Genomic DNA, 17,084 nt, shown 5'->3' on the forward strand with positions numbered 1-17,084 from the left:
ACCTCAAATTAAAGCATCAGGTACCAGACGCTCTACCCCATCCAGAACGATCAGGAGAATAGCATTACTCATCTGCTCAACTGAGATTATGCTCTCTTCCTGGCTCCATTGGATTATCGGCCCAAAGATGGCCCAACCAGTGATGCGCGCGATGGTTTCTAATGGAATTTGTCGGTTTGCCTGGTGGCCAGCACCTTGTTGTAACCAGCAGAGAAGTTGCGTGGTCAGTTCACCGTGGATGGCCTGCTCTATTAAAGGAGCAATAGCTACAGGGATATGCTTCTGATGCTGATATTTTTTCTCAAAGTGCTCTAAGAGAGTGCAAATAAGCAGATGCAGAGATTGTCTGTCCCAACAGGTAGTAGCCGGTAAGGACGTAGCCAGGACACGCTGGAAGTCCTCGCGTACAAAGGCGTCCAGAAGCATGTATTTATCCGCGAAGTGAAGATAAAATGTGCCGCGATTGACGTTAGCACGATCCGTAATATCCTGAATCGTGATGGCGGCAAAGCGTTTTTGTCTGGCGATATCTCTAAACGCCGTGAATAGTAACTGGCGGGTACGCTGGATACGCCGATCTTTACACTTCTGCTAGATCTCCATACCTGCTTCCTGCCTCTCTCCTGCTCTTTAGTTCTCAACAAAATGCTCTCTCTGTCGCATAATCAACACCTACGAAAAGTTGATTATTGCTACTGCCGTGCCTGAGCCATACTATTATAGTTGACGGATGCAAAGATACGCAATCGCTCGCTATACGTTCAATATCCAGCAAGGAGACAGAAAGATGCAGTTAACTCAATCCAACCATGAACAGTTCACCAGCCACTATACCAGAGCCATTGATGAACTATGTACAATTGTCCGGGCACATTATACCAATGGAAACTTAAAATCGGCCCAACAATTACTTCGCACAGCGTTACAGCTACTGGAAGTTGATCAGCCACTACCGCAACTCAGGCTGAAGCTTCTCTTAATCTATGGCCAGGTTCTAATCGTCGAACACTTGCTCACGCGTGAAGATCCCACGAACATGTTCGCAATCATACGCCAGGCCCACCAATTGGCCGAGGAAAGCCAGGATCCACAGAGGATAGCGGATGCTTTGAGCTTACTTGGACAGGCCCACTATTTTGCAACTATCGTGGCCAGAGTACAGGCTGGCCAATCTCCTAACAGTTCACAATCAGCAGGCCACTATAATCAGTCTCTGGCCTATCAGGAGCAGGCGCTGGCGCTGCGCGAAGACCTCCAGGATACACGTGGCATCAGCGAGTCCTGCTTTCAGGTGGGAGTGATCTATGAACGCTGGCAGCAGTATGAGCGTTCCCAGACATGCTATGCGCGGGCCAGCCAGCTCGCTGAGCAACATAATTATGCCTTTGAAAAGACTGAGCCGACCCGCCATCGTGCCCTCTATGCCCTATTACAAGGACATTTGGATCAGGCACTCATCCTGGCCCAGAAAGCCCTGGCTCTACGTGAGGCCGCACACTTCAAGCCCTATCTGCCACTTGATCATCTCCTACTAAGAGACATCTACCAGGCTAAAGGGGACACAGCAAATGCGCAAAAGCATACAACCTCCGCCCGCACTATCGCTGTGGAAATGGGCTATCCAGGCCTGGTCGATTCCACTCCTGACCGCGGCATTATTCACAATGAGTAAAATGTGCTCATATATCGCTTCATGCTACCAGCCAGAGGTCAGACTGATAAGTCCATCAGCAAGGGTGCCGCGCCAGCAAAGGTAGTCGTGACCACCCTCAAATTCGCTGTAATCAACCCGATAGCCTTTGGCTTCAAGGACATTACGCATATGCCGATTAGTGGTGACCATATCCGCCAATGGCTCGAGCAAGCCAACCTCCAGGTAAAAGTGGATGGCTTGCCTATCTTTGATCACATATTGCCTGGCTAACCATTCTGGCTGGGGCTCGCTCGGATGTTTTTTACCCCACCAATAGGAGCCGGATTGGGACAGGACATTGCCGAAGGCATCAGGCGCTTGCAGGGCAGTATAGGTAGCAGCCAGGCCTCCATAGCTTGATCCTGCGACAATGCAACGTGATGGTTCACTGCTGACATGATAATGTTCCCGTACCCATGGCATCAGTTCTTGCTGTAAATAGGCGGCGTGTTCGGGATTACAAGGCAGTTCTCGATTACGCGTTTCCTCATTCAGGCTATCGGGCAGGATTACGACCAGCGGGGGAATCTTACCTGCACTTAGAAGGTTGTCCAGAATGGTCGGTGTGGGGACCAGGTCAACATATACTGAACCATCAAACAATAGGAGCACTCCATAGGGATCATGTTCCTGGCTATATCCAGGTGGGGTATAAATCCAGACACGGCGACTATTTTAGAATAGCGCTCTCAAAAGTATGTCTCTCCACTTGACCCGCTGGCACCCCTTTCCGCCTGGTGATCCATGGTTGCTCGGGAGCCTCGGGCAGTTCTAGCACTGACAAAGTTGTGGAGAAATCATTAGGATCCTCTTCATCAGCCGGGTAGACCAACTGTTGAGGATTCAAGGGATCCGGTTGGAGAGTCCTTCTGCGAGCCTGGATATCCTTTTCCTGATCCCAGGGAATCAGTGAGTCATTGTGCGCAAAATAATACGCTGTGCGTACCTCAACATTCAGACGATAGGTTTTATACCATACATCTGTCTCAGCCAGCCGAGTCAATATATTTTCTTTGATCTCAGTATTATTGGTCAATCCACCCAAGACCACCACATTCTGCGTGTCTGGTCCACCACGCCAGACCACAGTCACTAAGCGATCCTGCGTCTCCTCATCTGTAATTGACTCTATAATCGGTGCACCATGTTCCTCAATTTCTCGCCAGAATGCCATCAACACATCTGACTTCCCTGTCTCTAAATCCTGGCTGAGTTGCATAATACGCGGGCTTGTATACGCAGGCATCTTGCCCTCTTTCTACTATAATTAATCCTTTAACGACAAAAAACCATGACAGTGTTCATATTAAGCTTTTATTATACCATAGGTTAAAGCATCAATACACGCGCAACCAATAATTTCTTAAGCATGAAAAATGCCAGGATCTTCTTTAAGAGAAAATCCTGGCACCAACTCAGAACCCTATGACGGGAAATTTATTTAGATTTCCTGACGAGCACGAGCGTTAGGTCCTGGATGGCGTACTGAACCCTTCATGAAGAAACCAACGCCAGCAGCGATCAGACCAGTGATCAGGTGCAGAATATGGTCACCAGCATTCATGTGGGTCAGACCAAGGAAGAGACCTTTGTCATCACCATAAGAACCGGCTGGGAAGTACAACTGTGGGATCACACCCAGCAGGGCCAGCAGTACATAAACGATACCAAACACCTGGTTAAAGCGACGCTCCCAACCGGTGAAGGCAGAGGCGATACCCAGCAGACCGGTTACGACATACAGGATGTTGTGAACCGTGTCGGAATCAAACAGACCAAAGATGGCAATGACGCCAGTACTGTTTTCAGGTGGAGTGACAAATCCGACGATACCAAGTAAGAGGAAAATGATGCCGATGACGAGAGCAACTACTCGATTGATAGACCAGTTGTTCATGTTAATTTCCTTCCGTCTGTCTTAATGTTAATTCAATAAATGATAAAACATAAGTGCTTCTGAAATACTAAAACAAAATTTTGTATTTCAAGCCTTCATTTTTGATTACCTCTATAGCACGCTTCATTTGCTTCCAGGGATGCATTTCAGCACTTATCTTATGTATTTCTAACCTTGTTAAGGTATGTGCCAGGAAAACGCCATGCCCTCAAATTTGACGTTTTTCTAATTACTTAGTATTTGACATTAGCAGTTCCTTTTTGCTATATTAACGCTCAGGCATGGAGATTATCATTTTTCAGAAATTACTATATATAAGAAAAGGCAAATAGTTCTGGATACAACGGTACATGGATGCTCCACTCACCAGTGGACACCTCAGGCGCAACGCATCTACAGTAATCCACCGATCGCCCATGGCTGCTTTATGCCTTTTTTCAGCTTCTTTTTTTGTTAGAAAAACTCTCCTGACACCACAACCAGGTCATGCGTGATCTTCCCCGCTCCACTTGAGTTTTTTTGCTATGTTTTGCTGCTTAGCTATGTTTTGCTGCTTAAAGGAGCTTTTACGATGCGCTTGTTCTTGCGTTGGCTACCATTTCGGGATGTGCTAGACGTCCAGTCTATTCGCTGGCTGGTTCTCTCACGCTTATGTGCCGACCTCTACTTTTATTCGTCTCCTTCTCGGCCTGGCAGGCACCATTGGTAGAATATCAGCTTAATCAGAACATTTCCGACCAATCTCGTGCCACCACACTATCAGGACTTGGGCTGATCGGCTCCGTGATCAGTATCGCGCTCAATCCCTGCATTGGGGCGCTTGGTGATCGTGGCCTGACCTACACCGGCTTCGGCCTCGGCCTCGCTTTACTACTCATCGGACTGCTCATCCCGCTCATCGTACCAGCAGTCAACCGTACAATCAAATAAGGACAAGCTAAAAGACCTGCAGGCTGGCACTAATCAGCCATGCAAGTCTTCCTGGACAAGAGCAGGATTGTCAAGAATACATAACAGATTATGTGCGTCCGAGGGATAATCAATCAGGCGCATACCATTGCGTCTGGCAACATTGAGTGAGCGCGTATTTTCACGATGGACGACGCTGGTGATACGGGTGAGTTTAAGGGTCTTAAAACCATACTCAATCAATTGCTGACAGGCCTCGTGAATAATCCCCTGGCCCCAATAGGAACGTGACAGCGCATAAAACAGCTCTATTTCAGGGGTGCTATGGGTGTGGTACTCAAGGAGATAAAACTGCAGGCCAGCCCAACCTATAAAGGTATTGCTTTCTTTGAGCACTACCGCCCACATCCCAAACCCCTGGAGACCAAACTCCCCGATGCGCTGTTCCAGTTTCTCGCGTGTCTCTTCCAGGGTACGGGGCCGCTTCTCTCCATTGGGTAACAGTGAGAATCCCTGGAACTGGTAGACATCTGGATGCTTATCAATCACATGCTTTGTTTGCAGGTCGTCTATATGCATTGGACGTAGTAGTAAGCGTGGCGTCTCAAGAATCGTCATGATGGGAAACCTTTCATCTTGCTCTTTCATCTTCAGAATCATCCGATGCTGGCCATCCTGGCCGCTGTACACCAATCTGGTCTGACCGTCAACAACGAAGAACCGGCCTGATCGAAAACCAGAGGTATATATCCTGAATATATACCTCTGGTTTTCGAACTTGAGCCCGATCTATTGCACACCTTAATCAGCGATTGCTTGATAGGTCATAGCCAGAAAATCTTCGCCAACCTGGGTGTAGAATGGGTTTACGCCCACGAATTGCGGCAGGAGGGTTGCCACCAACTGCTCTTGCGGGTCTGCTATCCAGGTCGTGCCAAACGCGCCCGGCCAGAAAAAGGACCCGACGCCTGGACCTAAGCCGATCCGCCTGTTCCTGACTGCGACCCCATAACCAAATCCCCAGTTGGTCCACATGTTGGATCGATCCGCGTCACAGCGATCAAAATTACCAAAGGGATGGGTGTGTTGCTCAGGCGTTAGATAATCAGTCGTCATGGCCTCCACGGTCTTACGTGAGAGTATACGCACACCATCCAGTTCTCCCTGATTGAGCAACATACGCCCGAAGCGCTGAAAATCGTCGATGGTGGAGACGAGACCACTTGCTGCGGATTGGAAGATTGGCGGCTCGGCCCAATTCGTGCTACTCGCATGATCTCGTACAGTGAGCCCTCCATCAGGTCCAGGTGCATAGAGAGTCGCCAGACGATTACGCTTTTCTGGGGCTACTGAAAAGCTCGTATCGACCATCCCAAGAGGATTGAAGAGGCACTCGAACAAAAACGTTTCCAGCGACTTGCCTGCAATCCGGCTAATCAGTATTCCTAGAATCTCAGAGGACACCTGGTACATCCAACGCTCACCAGGTTCATAGACCAAAGGAAATTCGCCAATACGAGCCAGCCATTCATCGTACCCCAGGTGCTCAAGGTTCGGGATCTGGAGCGCATCTGCGACCGGTCCAGCCGTCAGAGCAAAAATGCGAGGTCGCAGACTGGAATTCCCCCATCCGATGCCGATACAATATGTCAACAGATCGTGCAGGGTAATTGAGCGTGGTGAGGGATAAACGTCATCAGGTGAGCCACCGGGGTCGCGCATCACCATCTGCTTAGCTAGTTCTGGCAGCCAGGCATCTAATGGATCATAGAGACGAATCTTGCCTTCTTCAACCAGTGTCAAGGCGGCGGCCGCCACAATTGGTTTGGTCATGGAAGCGATCCGAAAGATCGTATCGCGCTTCATCGGAATCTCCGCCTCTTTATCTTGCCAACCGGCGGTCTCGATATGGGCCTCCTCACCGTGTCGGTGAATAAGCGCTACTATTCCAGCTAGCTCGCCACGCTCTACAAAGCCCTGCAAAACCTTGCTCAGGCGACCCAGACGTTCCTGGGAAAACCCGCCACGCTCAATAGTGTCCATTTTATTCATGAAACCTCTTGCTATCACATAATCCTATTTCAAAAAAAGAGAGGCGTAATGTACTCCACCTCTCTCTCATGCCAGGAGAGTATAACATAGGAATAGCGACAACTGTATGTCACCATTAAGGCCAGAGTTACTGTGTGCTTCAATCAGCAAGCACTTGTCCCGAACGCCACCTATCCATCACCTGTTTTACGAATACTACATAGGCTTGCTGCTTAGCCGACGTGTTTGCAAGTGGGCCTGCAAAAGTCGGCACAATCGTGTCTACAGTTGTTTTATGTAGCGTATAGATATAATATTCAAATATGATATACAGGTCTCTAATACCTGCCTCCCAATTGTTATAAGCTGCATAATGATTAACACAATGTACACCCTGATAGCAGCCGAGCGGTGCCAATGAATGGGTTTGATTGGCGTGAGTCGTTTTACCTAACTCTGAATCATGCATCGCAATTGCCAGAATAAACGTGGAATCGATGTTATGGTCTTTACCTAAACTATAAAAAAGTTGCCCTTTACCCACTAATGGCGAATGATAGGCTTTGAGGATGCTATCAATCTGCTGGGCATTGAGCGTCGGTTGCCTGAATACAGTGTAGGGATTATTTGAGTCTACCGGACTTGGATTTTCCTTATTTTGTGGACTGGTAACTGTTGATCGCTGTTGAGCCGGTGTTGGTAATCACGATATCACCATTAAAACCACCACCCCACTGATTCGTTACGCTGTAGACAACTTTACAGCTTCCACCAGCAACAGGTGTACTGGTTGGTGTCGGCGTTGGCGGGGTCGGTGTTGGTGGTGTCGGCGTCGGCGTCGCGCTACTGCCAGAGTAGGTCAGGACAACCTGGGCAATCTGGGGATCCCAGGCATTGGTGGCGTCGGTCGGAAAGATGACTTTAACGTAGTTTGTTCCTGTCGGGACGTTCACGGTATATTGGATATGCGTCCAGTTTCCTCCCAGATTATTCTTCTGCGGACTTGCCTGCGTGTAGGTGCTGTTGTCAGCTGAAGTATAAAACTGGAAATCGCTGACCGTCTGCGTGGGCCAGTAGTAACTATCCGCCATGAATTGGGTCATGCCCGCTTGTTTCCACACTGCCCATTCAGCCGAGGTCGCGGTACGCGTCAGGCGCGAGGCATCATTGTTGAAGTTGGCAGTATTGGTATTATCAAAGGTCAGGTTGCTGGAATGAGCAAAGATTTTACTATAGTCGTTCAAAGGATCTGTAACAGTTGATCCACCACCACCACCGCCGCCACCATTGTTCAATGTTGCCAGGTGGGATTTAAAGCCCTGGCCAGGCTTTGATCAACTTGATGTGGATAATGGCATATTTTTCTAGAGGACTTGAAAACAACCCCTTGCGCTTATCCAGGAAGCTGGACGTCGATTAAGGCCACCGCCACCTGGGCCACATAGACTACCGGATTAGTAGGGCCGAACATACGCGATTGCAGATGAGCGCCGTCCATAAGTAGCATGAGTTGATCTGCCAGTATCTCTGGATATTGTGCGCCTGCCTGTGCCGCCAGCGCCTGGAAACGGGCTCGAACCGCTTGCTTATGCTCCAGTGCCAGATGATGCCCTGGGTGTGTTTCCTCGGGAAACTCAGTGGCCGCATGCAGGAACGGGCAACCATGACACATCGGATTGGAAACCATCTTCTCTAGCGCTGCAAAGACCACCACCAATTGGCCTCGTGGGTCGTCTGGATAAGAGCTGACATCCTGCTCAAATCATTCTCAGAATGATTCATTCGAGCGCTCTAAGTACGCCACAATTAAGGCATTTTCCTCGAAAAATGCCGATAGAGACTCATTTTCGCAACCCCAGAGCTCTCGATGATAGTATCAACACCTATGGCGCGATAACCCTCGCGGAAAAACAGATCCGCAGCGGTATCCAGAATCTGCTGCCGTGCGGAACGAGTCGAACCAGTTTTCATGACCTTTCCTTCGTCCCTCTTGACATGATAGAGACAGTTCTGTATACTTACCAACAAATAAGAGACAGAACTGTCTCTATCATGTTCTATAAGACACCTAAAAGCAAGCGTCCAGAGTAAACGCCGTTTTGCCTATTCACTATCAGTACGGTGGGCAGAGTAACGTCGTTGATACTAACCAGCGAGGATCAGGAAGATTTTTCTCTTCTTGATCGTGAAATACATTCAGAGTTGTTTCGAGAGAAAGGCAGAAGAGCAATGAAATTTGGAGTAATTGGAACAGGAATTGTAGGAAGAACCCTGGCGGCCAAACTGGCCGAATTGAACCATGAGGTAATGGTTGGCACACGTGATGTTGCTACTACCCTGGCCCGCACTGAGCTAGATGGGTATGGCAATCCATCTTTCAGTACCTGGCAGCAGCAGCATACACAAATCCAACTGGGCACGTTCGCACAGGCGGCAGCGTTTGGCGAAATCGTGCTCAACGCTACCTCTGGTGGCTCCTCGCTGGAGGCACTCAAGCTGGCGGGTAACGCTGCATTCAACGGCAAGATTCTAATTGATGTCGCCAACCCGCTGGATTTCTCTCGCGGCCTTCCCCTTCGCTCTCAGTAGTAAATACCGACTCGCTGGGAGAACAAATCCAACGGACCTTCCCACAGGCGAAAGTCATCAAAACACTCAATACCATGAATACGCTGGTTATGGTAGACCCACGCCAGGTAGCGGACGGCGATCATCACGTCTTCGTGTGTGGTAACGATACACAGGCCAAAGCGCAGGTTAACGAACTACTCACCAGTTTTGGTTGGAAAAATATCCTGGATATGGGAGATATCACCGCTGCTCGTGGCACCGAAATGCTCCTGCCAGTCTGGCTGCGGCTCTGGGGAACGCTACAGACCCCCATGTTCAATTTTAAAATTGTCCAATAGAATTCTGCAGGTGGGTGCCGGGCTTGTTATCCATTCCCAGCACCCCGCCCTCGCAAGAATTCTGTGCTGGTTGAATAGCTGAGCAGAACACGTGCATAAAGCATGCTATCCTCAGCAAATAGATCGAGATCTTTGATCACTATTTACTACACAAAAACAGTAATCTCTATAATTACTGCAAAACCACATAATATAAAAGGATATAAATATCATGGCAATGTCCATTCTCGTGATTGGTGCCACTGGCACCATCGGCAAAGAAGTTATCAAGCAATTAACTACCCTCGGGATTCCCGTCCGAGCGCTCGTCCATTCTCCAGAAAAGGCTGCGTCCATTGCAGGCCCTGGAGTTGAGGCCGTCATCGGGGATTTAGGAAAACCAGAGACCATCGAAGCTGCGATGCACGGAATCACAAAAGTCTTTTTGAACTCGCCGAGTGATCTTCAGAAGGTTGCATGGGAAAGCAATGTTATCCAAAGCGCCAAACGAGCAGGGATAACCCACATCGTGAAGATCTCAGCGCTGGGTGTGAGTCCCGATTCGCCTCTCGGCATTGCTCGGCAGCATGCGCAGATCCAGCAGGAATTAAGCGAATCTGGCATCGCCTACACGGTTCTGCAACCGCACTCATTCATGCAAAACTTGCTGGCGAATGCATCAACCATTGTTCCCAATGCGGTTTTCTACGCTCCCATGCGTGATGGCAAGATTGGAATAGTTGATGCGCGTGATATTGCTGCGGTTGCAGTGGCCGCGCTAACGGAAAGCGGACACGAAAACCAGATCTATGTCATTACCGGCCCTGAGGCACTCTCCTACAGTGACCTTGCAGAGAAGTTCTCTAAGGTTCTCGGAAAACCCGTAACCTATGTCAATGTACCACCTGAAGCCGCTCGCCAGGCGATGGTAGCATCCGGTATGCCGGAATGGCTTGCCGATGATTTGCTTGGCCTCATGGGAGTATTCGCTGCTGGTCAGGCCGCAATCGTGACAAACACGGTAGCAGAAGTAACCCACAAACAGCCGATTTCTTTTGAGCAGTTCGTGATAGATTACCAGGCAAGGTTCCGCGCATAATCTCCTGGCGTCCCGGGCAACCAGGTCTTAGCGTAGATTCTCCACAATATGGATACCACTGGTGATTCCATATTGGCATTGCTCACATTAGAGAACTGCGCCAGATTCTGGCTGCCATCACCTGATAGGGGTTGCCGTACTGCCCACAACTGTAAAATTAGCAAACGTAGCCAGATAAGGGGCAAAGTCATTTTTTAGCTGGCAGATAACCCGAGTTCTTGGAGATGTTCTTGATAATGCTCAATCACTGATTTCGTGCGCTCGTACAGGTATTCACCTGGTTGAAAGTGCTTTTCGTCCACCGTTCTGAGCAACGCGAGATTACGCTGATATACCTGGCGAAAGATCCCACAGATCGTATCCAGCGATTGATCGCCAGCCATCGTGATAATGGTAGCGTTGACCGCATCATTCATCACCTCCTGGCGCTCAGGGCTAACCTCCTCAAGAGGTGCCATGCCAGCAAGAATATGAGGAATACGCACGCTGGCCATCACCTCCCAACCTGCCAGATGTGCCATAACCTCACGTAACCCCCACGTTTCTCCATTGCTGGTAACACCACATTGTGCTGCTTCAGTAACAGTTGCGATGAGGTGTTCAGATGCATTTGCGAATTCCTGTAGAAGTTGATCTCTGGCCATAGTTTCCTCCTCCATAGGCTTCGGTTCAGACTAATACACTTTTTCGGGATTGCGCTACCTAAACAATCTCAAACACATAGCCTTCATTGCCTGGTAAAACAAAATCAGCAAGTTCGATTGAACCAGTATGATTCAGGTGAGTTGAAAACACAACCACCCCTTCCTTAAAAGGTAGTGACAGTGATTGCTCTTGATCTGAGAAATTCAGTACTATAAGATAGCGCTTCCCTTCATGCTCACGTACATATCCAAAACATTCTTTTGAATTTAATTCGATAGATTCATATGTTCCAATGTTAAGTGCAGGAATACTACGACGCAAGGAAAGCAAGGTACGCACAGCCAGCAAATGTGAGTGTTCTTCCTTTTGCTCAACTTCAACATTACACTGCTGATAATCTTCAGCTAATGGAAGCCACGGGACAACTCCAGGAGCACAAAAACCTGCTGAATCTTCGTTATTCCACTGCATCGGCGAACGTTGTGGGTCACGGCTATGTAAAGGATTATCTTTTCCCTGAGGATCATGCATCATTTCCAGCGGAACATGTACATCTTGCATACCTAACTCGTCACCGTAATAACAAGTGGGCGTACCACGGAGAGTCAGCAGAAGTAGTTGCGCCACTCGCGATTGCTTTCTCCCGATACGCGTGGCAATACGTGAGCGATCATGATTTCCTAGCACCCAGTTTGGCCATGCCCCTTCTGGTAATGCATTTTCATATCCATCAACACACGCACGAATGGTCTGCGCATTCCAGGATGAAAGCTCTATAAATTGGAAATTGAAGGGAGATGTACTTCATCGAGTGTTTCTCCATAGTAGTTCATCAATAGAGGCACTGGAAGATAAATTTCGCCAATAAATACGCGCTCACCATACGTATCAATGAGCGATCGCATTTCTCTAATGATCTCATGCACTTCTGGTTGATTTTCAGTGTATATTCCTTCTTGTCTGGCGTAAGGGGGATCTCCGGGCTTCCATTCAGGTCGATTTGGATTATCCCTGAATTGCCCATCTTTCATCATCATCCAGATCACATCTACACGAAAACCATCCACACCACGCTCAAGCCAGAAACGCATCACATCATACATCGCCTGCCGCACACGAGGATTCCGCCAGTTCAGGTCAGGCTGCTTGACGTCAAACATATGCAGATAGTATTGTCCAGAAGCATTATCGAATTCCCAGGCAGAGCCACCAAAAAAACTTGTCCAGTTATTCGGTGGTCCACCATCCTCAGCAGGATCTTTCCAGATATACCAATCTCGCTTTTCGTTTTCACGGCTGGCTCGCGATTCGACAAACCAGGCATGCTCATCGGATGTATGATTGGGCACAAAATCTAAAATCATCTTCATGTTACGCTTGTGCGTTTCGCGTAACAATACCTCAAAATCTTGTAAGGTTCCAAACAAAGGATCAATATTAGTATAATCAGCTATATCATAGCCAAAGTCGGCCATTGGCGATGGATAGATTGGGGATAGCCAGATGGCATCAACGCCCAACCATTGGAGATAGTCGAGCCGCTGGTGAATACCCGCCAGATCGCCAATTCCATCCCCATTGCTATCCATGAAACTACGAGGATATATCTGGTATACAACCCCTGACTGCCACCATGAATATGCATTTATCATTGAAGGTTCCTCTTATCATGTATAATTTTTGCATTGTAATCATGCACATAGCGTATTAAATAATCTGAAATTCAACATATATGTATAGCGTGATACAATGCATTGGTACGTCGCTTCCATGCATAATGTCCTGGATCGAAGCGTGACATATTATCGATGTGCTTCTATCCATTTTACAATATCATCATCTAGCGCGGAGCGATCATCTTCGAACTCGGTATCATGGTACCAGTTTGGATAGGTTTTCCATTCTTTATCCGCACTTTTTAAAGCTTCATAGAACTTTCTGGTCGCTGCCGGGACAACTACTTTGTCGCCTTCAGCTTGCACGACTAGCGCAGGAATGCTCACTTGCCTGGCTTTCTTAATGGTAGCTAACCGCATGCGTAGAATTTGCACGAGAAATGTAGCACTGAGATCCCTCACCCAGTATGGATCTTCATCCAACATATGCGCTGCATCTTTGTTCATCGTCATCCCCTCATGCCCGCCACCAACACGCCATAAGCGTCGGGATTTGAACAATCCTCCCACTAAAATAGAAAATGTTGTTTTCAAAGGTAGCCGACTGGTATCCTGGATCCAGGGATTCAAAAAGATGACGCCACGCAGGAGTGATCCATAGTCCGCAGTAACATGGGTTGCAAAAATACCTCCCATACTGTGACCTAGTAGATAGACATGTGCGTCTGGATGGCGCTTCTGTATTTCATCTATAATCTGAGCAATGTCACGCACATATTGTTGATAAATGTCAATATGCCCTGGATCTCCATGGGAATTTCCAAACCCCCGATGATCCACCGTGTAAACGTTGAGGCCTCGCAAAAATAATTCATTGGCCATATCCACATACCATCCACCATGCCCTCCTAAGCCATGCAGGATTAAGAGCACATCCCCACTTTCGCGTCTCCATGAGCGTAAAAAAAGCTTACAGTCGTCTGGAAGAGTAACATATTCTTCTTGATATGTTCCTTGCTCGCTTTTACTGATATCGCCCCATACACCGGGATTTTCCGTATTATAACGCTTCATACGTTTTTGCCCCTTTGCATTCTTGCTTATCACCATTAAATAAACACAACCCTGAATAGTATAACATGCAAAGGAGCTCAACGAATACTTACATATAAATTCTCTTATGGAGCAAAAAATTGTTCAAATGCTACGATCCAAAACGGATTTTATGCCTTGCAGAACAGAGGTGACGAACGTATACTATTCTTATGAAGGGGTACGATCACTGTAAAATGTTCATTCGCAATGTGGTAATTGTAAACCGTTGGCTTCAGCAATAAGCACAGGTACAGAGTATGAAATATCATTCCCTTCCCTCGCATATCGCGGCTTTATGTATGACCTCATTATTTTTTTCGCTCTTTTTTGTGAGCAGTCAGACAACCAGACAAATGCTTCATTCTGACCCCATACCATACACCATACAAACCGTGTATAATCCCAATCCTCAGTTACAAGCATTTGTAGGTACCTGGTATAGCCATGGATCAGCCCTTGTGCTGCATTCCAATGGCCAGGCCACCTATGACGCTCGAGTGTATAACTGGTGTGGACCTGATGTCCCTAAACCATGCGATCTTATGCAAGGAAACTTGATTATCTCAGGAATACATATGGAGATTGTTTTTACGCGTACCGAGGGGAGTAACGCCTATGGGACGATCATAAACAGTACAGTTGACCACAAAAACTCTATAGTTCGGTTAACTATAAATAATAATCAGACAGCACAATTTACTGAAGATTCATCAAATAATCCTCACATACTATGTAATCTTCATGCCTCTACAGGTCTCTGTGGCGCATAGTGGAAGCTGGTACAGCGAATTATTCATACAGTAAGAGACATAACATAGGGGATGGATGATTTGACCTACTTCTCTTCGCGGGGATGTTAAGAAAGCACTTTACTTTCGCAAAGTGCTTTCTTAAGAATTGTGTAGCATCACATATACAATGGGACGATCGTCAACGACCGCTTCGGCTACGGGTCTGCGCGCGACGGATTAATGCATCCGATGTTACAGCCAGGATGAGAACCAGGCCTTCTACCATCTGCTGCACATCAGATGTCTGGTTTAAGAGTGACAAACCATTATCCAAACATTGCACAATGAATATGCCTAACACTACGGCCCAGATAGAGCCACGGCCACCAAAGAGGCTCACACCACCAATAACGGCTGCACCAATGATATTTAACTGCAACATGGATGGAATCGCGCTGGCTACAGCATTCTGGCGCGATGTATCAACAATAGCAGCCAGAGCAGCTATCAGTGAACATAAAACAAAAACTGCAATACGGATCCAAACCACGTTGATACCAGCGCGGCGTGAAGCTTCAGCATTACCACCAACAGAATAAATGTGCCGTCCAAAGGAGGTTCTCGTCAAAACTACCCATAGCAGCAGAATAAGGCCGAAGAGAATACCCATAGAATATGGGACGCCCTGGTAGTTTTGCAGGACAGCCACCACTGCTTCAACAACAACAATTGCAACAACTGATTGGATGATCAATCGCGTTAAAGACATTGTACGCAGTCCAGCTTTTTTGCGTGCAAAGTACTCAGCCACAAGACTGCCAACATAAGCCAGTACAGCTAATGTCGGTAAGCCTACGCCAAAAGCATCAGTAAAGTAACTTACACGGGTACCTGCCAGCGCTAAAATAAATGGGTCTCCAACACTCTGTGTCGTCTGTGATCCTAAAAGGAAAAGTAAGAGACCTGAATATATAATAAAAAAGGCTAGCGTCACAATGAAAGATGGAATGCGTAAGACAGCGACAAAGAGACCGTTCAATAAGCCTGCAAATGCACCTGTCACAAGAGCAACCAGGATTGCCGGGCAATGGCCCAACCATGTCGCTCTGTCAATACGGCCATAATAACCGCACACAAGGTACCAACAGCTGCAACTGAGAGGTCGATCTCCCCTAACAACAACACAAGCACAATACCAGAACTGTAAATACCAAGCGATGCACTTTGTAATAAGATATTGGTGAAATTTTCACCTTGCAAAAAGATTGGATTGAGAATCTGGAAAAAGGCAATAATTAAGATCAGGGTTAATAATACAGGCAGAAAACCAAGATCGTTGCGTAACATTTGTCTGAATGTCTGCCTGGGCTGGTAGCTAGGTATTTCCACGGAACTGGCTGCAAGCTGCACTTCTTCAGCGCTGGCATCAGCTCCATGTTTCTCTATGATGTCACTCATTTTCCATTTCCTCCAATAACGCTGGTCTTTTCTCCATTCACTGAACTATAGTCAGCGCCAGTCATGGCTGCTACTACTTGTCCAGATGTGGCATTTTTAGCATCAAAGGTTGCGACTCTTTTACCCAGGCGCATCACGATCACACGATCAGCTACCTCAAATACGTCAACCATATTATGTGAGATTACCACAACAGCTAACCCTTGCTCTTTCAAGCGTTTGATCAAGTTCAATACCTGACGCGTCTGGGCTACACCCAGGGCTGCCGTAGGCTCATCTAGCATCACAACTTTTGCTTGTCGCAAAATCGTTTTTGCTACCGCAATGGATTGGCGCTGACCACCCGAAAGGGCTGCAACCAGGGCACGTGCTGAAGGAAGCTTGACATCCAGGGTTTTCAATACAGCCAGAGCACGCTTTTCCATTTCTGTAGAATTCAACGTACCATACGCAGTCTTGAGCTCGTGTCCGAGAAAAAGGTTGGATGTCACATCCAGGTTGTCACACAAAGCTAGATCTTGATAGACGGTTTCAATTCCCAGTTTCGTTGCTGCCTGTGGACTATTGATCACGACAGGCTGGCCTTCAAAGAAACATTCTCCTTCGTCCGCCGGGCCTACACCAGAAATAGTTTTCACTAAGGTGGATTTTCCCGCTCCATTGTCTCCCACCAGCCCCACAACTTCACCTGGATAGACTTCAAAGTCTACGCCTGAAAGCGCTCTCACAGCGCCAAAGGTCTTTCCGATGCCTGTCATACGGAGCAAGGGCTCTCTCTGACTCTCAGGCAGTTGTTGATTATCAGCCATGTACACCTCTCAATAGTAGAAAAAAGAGGACATTCTTCCATTAGAACATTTCACGTTTTCAGACGTTACTAAGTGATTTTGTTGTTGCTACTAGTAGTCTGTCAGACATCATATGCTGGGGAGGCGGGGATGCAAGGGGCGAGCCCTTGACTGGGGGATCGGGGGCTGTGCCCCCGCTTCTCCCCATCCCGCCCGCTACGCGGGCGCACAACC

21 protein-coding genes and 1 pseudogene are annotated in these 17,084 nt (G+C 47.7%); 5 read left to right on the forward strand and 17 right to left on the reverse strand.

The window, feature by feature from the left end:
* Positions 1-3: 3 nt before the first annotated feature.
* Positions 4-570 (reverse strand): TetR/AcrR family transcriptional regulator, encoded by a 567-nt coding sequence (locus KDW_RS30870; protein ID WP_151759726.1) that lies wholly within the window; start codon positions 568-570, stop codon positions 4-6.
* A 217-nt stretch (positions 571-787) separates the two neighbouring features.
* Here KDW_RS30870 and KDW_RS30875 point away from each other — a divergent pair, with 217 nt between their 5' ends.
* Complete coding sequence (locus tag KDW_RS30875) at positions 788-1,672, forward strand: tetratricopeptide repeat protein (protein ID WP_162005780.1); 885 nt, start codon at positions 788-790, stop codon at positions 1,670-1,672.
* A gap of 24 nt (positions 1,673-1,696) precedes the next feature.
* On the opposite strand, the gene KDW_RS30880 is transcribed toward KDW_RS30875, so the two are convergent.
* The 3 genes from KDW_RS30880 to KDW_RS30890 form a co-directional block, all read right to left on the reverse strand.
* Complete coding sequence (locus KDW_RS30880) at positions 1,697-2,305, reverse strand: alpha/beta hydrolase (RefSeq protein WP_233098050.1); 609 nt, start codon at positions 2,303-2,305, stop codon at positions 1,697-1,699.
* Positions 2,306-2,363: 58 nt separating this feature from the next.
* Positions 2,364-2,939: an enterochelin esterase domain-containing protein gene (locus tag KDW_RS30885; protein ID WP_151759729.1), complete on the reverse strand. Its 576-nt coding sequence runs from the start codon at positions 2,937-2,939 to the stop codon at positions 2,364-2,366.
* A gap of 195 nt (positions 2,940-3,134) precedes the next feature.
* Entirely contained in the window at positions 3,135-3,590 is a 456-nt protein-coding gene (locus KDW_RS30890; protein WP_151759730.1) for a DUF4383 domain-containing protein, read from the reverse strand.
* A gap of 651 nt (positions 3,591-4,241) precedes the next feature.
* Here KDW_RS30890 and KDW_RS30895 point away from each other — a divergent pair.
* On the forward strand, positions 4,242-4,520 hold the full coding sequence (locus KDW_RS30895) for a hypothetical protein (RefSeq protein WP_162005781.1): 279 nt from the start codon (positions 4,242-4,244) through the stop codon (positions 4,518-4,520).
* Positions 4,521-4,553: 33 nt separating this feature from the next.
* Here KDW_RS30895 and KDW_RS30900 read toward each other — a convergent pair whose 3' ends face one another.
* The 6 genes from KDW_RS30900 to KDW_RS30925 form a co-directional block, all read right to left on the reverse strand.
* On the reverse strand, positions 4,554-5,117 hold the full coding sequence (locus KDW_RS30900; protein WP_162005782.1) for a GNAT family N-acetyltransferase: 564 nt from the start codon (positions 5,115-5,117) through the stop codon (positions 4,554-4,556).
* A 183-nt stretch (positions 5,118-5,300) separates the two neighbouring features.
* On the reverse strand, positions 5,301-6,551 hold the full coding sequence (locus KDW_RS30905) for a serine hydrolase domain-containing protein (protein WP_151759733.1): 1,251 nt from the start codon (positions 6,549-6,551) through the stop codon (positions 5,301-5,303).
* Between the two features lie 139 nt (positions 6,552-6,690).
* Positions 6,691-7,074, reverse strand: coding sequence for a glucosaminidase domain-containing protein (locus KDW_RS30910; RefSeq protein WP_162005783.1), 384 nt, complete (start codon positions 7,072-7,074; stop codon positions 6,691-6,693).
* A gap of 109 nt (positions 7,075-7,183) precedes the next feature.
* Complete coding sequence (locus tag KDW_RS35535) at positions 7,184-7,825, reverse strand: cellulose binding domain-containing protein (protein WP_198925725.1); 642 nt, start codon at positions 7,823-7,825, stop codon at positions 7,184-7,186.
* Positions 7,826-7,923: 98 nt separating this feature from the next.
* Positions 7,924-8,244, reverse strand: a complete 321-nt coding sequence (locus KDW_RS30920) for a TetR family transcriptional regulator C-terminal domain-containing protein (protein ID WP_162005784.1) — start codon at positions 8,242-8,244, stop codon at positions 7,924-7,926.
* A 92-nt stretch (positions 8,245-8,336) separates the two neighbouring features.
* Positions 8,337-8,501 carry a TetR/AcrR family transcriptional regulator gene (locus KDW_RS30925; RefSeq protein ID WP_198925726.1) on the reverse strand — a complete coding sequence of 55 codons (165 nt, stop codon included), beginning with the start codon at positions 8,499-8,501 and terminating at the stop codon, positions 8,337-8,339.
* Positions 8,502-8,759: 258 nt separating this feature from the next.
* On the opposite strand from KDW_RS30925, the pseudogene KDW_RS36365 reads away from it, so the two are divergent.
* Together KDW_RS36365 and KDW_RS30935 are read left to right on the forward strand one after the other, a co-directional pair.
* Positions 8,760-9,439 (forward strand): annotated as a pseudogene (locus tag KDW_RS36365) (NADPH-dependent F420 reductase).
* Between the two features lie 211 nt (positions 9,440-9,650).
* Positions 9,651-10,517 carry an SDR family oxidoreductase gene (locus KDW_RS30935; RefSeq protein WP_151759736.1) on the forward strand — a complete coding sequence of 289 codons (867 nt, stop codon included), beginning with the start codon at positions 9,651-9,653 and terminating at the stop codon, positions 10,515-10,517.
* A 194-nt stretch (positions 10,518-10,711) separates the two neighbouring features.
* Here the strand turns inward: KDW_RS30935 and KDW_RS30945 are convergent, their stop codons facing one another.
* The 4 genes from KDW_RS30945 to KDW_RS30960 all read right to left on the reverse strand — a co-directional run bounded on the left by KDW_RS30945 (position 10,712) and on the right by KDW_RS30960 (position 13,852).
* Positions 10,712-11,161: a hypothetical protein gene (locus tag KDW_RS30945; protein WP_151759738.1), complete on the reverse strand. Its 450-nt coding sequence runs from the start codon at positions 11,159-11,161 to the stop codon at positions 10,712-10,714.
* Between the two features lie 58 nt (positions 11,162-11,219).
* Positions 11,220-11,939 carry an alpha-glucosidase C-terminal domain-containing protein gene (locus tag KDW_RS30950; protein ID WP_443092594.1) on the reverse strand — a complete coding sequence of 240 codons (720 nt, stop codon included), beginning with the start codon at positions 11,937-11,939 and terminating at the stop codon, positions 11,220-11,222.
* Positions 11,936-12,814 (reverse strand): alpha-amylase family glycosyl hydrolase, encoded by an 879-nt coding sequence (locus KDW_RS30955; protein WP_151759740.1) that lies wholly within the window; start codon positions 12,812-12,814, stop codon positions 11,936-11,938. The genes KDW_RS30950 and KDW_RS30955 overlap by 4 nt, the downstream gene beginning before the upstream one ends.
* A gap of 150 nt (positions 12,815-12,964) precedes the next feature.
* A complete protein-coding gene (locus KDW_RS30960) occupies positions 12,965-13,852 on the reverse strand; it encodes an alpha/beta fold hydrolase (RefSeq protein ID WP_162005785.1) in 888 nt (295 codons plus the stop codon).
* 278 nt (positions 13,853-14,130) lie between these two features.
* Here KDW_RS30960 and KDW_RS30965 point away from each other — a divergent pair, with 278 nt between their 5' ends.
* Positions 14,131-14,643, forward strand: a complete 513-nt coding sequence (locus tag KDW_RS30965) for a hypothetical protein (protein WP_151759742.1) — start codon at positions 14,131-14,133, stop codon at positions 14,641-14,643.
* 160 nt (positions 14,644-14,803) lie between these two features.
* Here the strand turns inward: KDW_RS30965 and KDW_RS30970 are convergent, their stop codons facing one another.
* From KDW_RS30970 to KDW_RS30975, 3 genes are read right to left on the reverse strand one after another with little or no spacing between them, the layout of a single operon-like run.
* Positions 14,804-15,667 carry an ABC transporter permease subunit gene (locus tag KDW_RS30970; RefSeq protein ID WP_162005786.1) on the reverse strand — a complete coding sequence of 288 codons (864 nt, stop codon included), beginning with the start codon at positions 15,665-15,667 and terminating at the stop codon, positions 14,804-14,806.
* A complete protein-coding gene (locus tag KDW_RS32120; protein WP_162005787.1) occupies positions 15,664-16,062 on the reverse strand; it encodes an ABC transporter permease family protein in 399 nt (132 codons plus the stop codon). Before KDW_RS32120 ends, KDW_RS30970 begins: the two co-directional genes overlap by 4 nt.
* A complete protein-coding gene (locus tag KDW_RS30975) occupies positions 16,059-16,871 on the reverse strand; it encodes an ATP-binding cassette domain-containing protein (protein WP_151759744.1) in 813 nt (270 codons plus the stop codon). Before KDW_RS30975 ends, KDW_RS32120 begins: the two co-directional genes overlap by 4 nt.
* Positions 16,872-17,084 lie beyond the last annotated feature (213 nt).

Source organism: Dictyobacter vulcani (assembly GCF_008974265.1).
Classification (GTDB): Bacteria; Chloroflexota; Ktedonobacteria; order Ktedonobacterales; family Ktedonobacteraceae; genus Dictyobacter; species Dictyobacter vulcani.

What these genes read in the sequence shown, in the direction of transcription:
- KDW_RS30875 (WP_162005780.1), top strand. Translation starts at nt 788, where the DNA reads ATGCAGTTAACTCAATCCAACCATGAACAGTTCACCAGCCACTATACC.
- KDW_RS30885 (WP_151759729.1), bottom strand. Translation starts at nt 2,939, where the DNA reads ATGCCTGCGTATACAAGCCCGCGTATTATGCAACTCAGCCAGGATTTA.
- KDW_RS30890 (WP_151759730.1), bottom strand. Translation starts at nt 3,590, where the DNA reads ATGAACAACTGGTCTATCAATCGAGTAGTTGCTCTCGTCATCGGCATC.
- KDW_RS30895 (WP_162005781.1), top strand. Translation starts at nt 4,242, where the DNA reads ATGTGCCGACCTCTACTTTTATTCGTCTCCTTCTCGGCCTGGCAGGCA.
- KDW_RS30900 (WP_162005782.1), bottom strand. Translation starts at nt 5,117, where the DNA reads ATGACGATTCTTGAGACGCCACGCTTACTACTACGTCCAATGCATATA.
- KDW_RS30905 (WP_151759733.1), bottom strand. Translation starts at nt 6,551, where the DNA reads ATGAATAAAATGGACACTATTGAGCGTGGCGGGTTTTCCCAGGAACGT.
- KDW_RS30925 (WP_198925726.1), bottom strand. Translation starts at nt 8,501, where the DNA reads ATGAAAACTGGTTCGACTCGTTCCGCACGGCAGCAGATTCTGGATACC.
- KDW_RS30935 (WP_151759736.1), top strand. Translation starts at nt 9,651, where the DNA reads ATGGCAATGTCCATTCTCGTGATTGGTGCCACTGGCACCATCGGCAAA.
- KDW_RS30945 (WP_151759738.1), bottom strand. Translation starts at nt 11,161, where the DNA reads ATGGCCAGAGATCAACTTCTACAGGAATTCGCAAATGCATCTGAACAC.
- KDW_RS30955 (WP_151759740.1), bottom strand. Translation starts at nt 12,814, where the DNA reads ATGATAAATGCATATTCATGGTGGCAGTCAGGGGTTGTATACCAGATA.
- KDW_RS30960 (WP_162005785.1), bottom strand. Translation starts at nt 13,852, where the DNA reads ATGAAGCGTTATAATACGGAAAATCCCGGTGTATGGGGCGATATCAGT.
- KDW_RS30965 (WP_151759742.1), top strand. Translation starts at nt 14,131, where the DNA reads ATGAAATATCATTCCCTTCCCTCGCATATCGCGGCTTTATGTATGACC.
- KDW_RS32120 (WP_162005787.1), bottom strand. Translation starts at nt 16,062, where the DNA reads ATGAGTGACATCATAGAGAAACATGGAGCTGATGCCAGCGCTGAAGAA.
- KDW_RS30975 (WP_151759744.1), bottom strand. Translation starts at nt 16,871, where the DNA reads ATGGCTGATAATCAACAACTGCCTGAGAGTCAGAGAGAGCCCTTGCTC.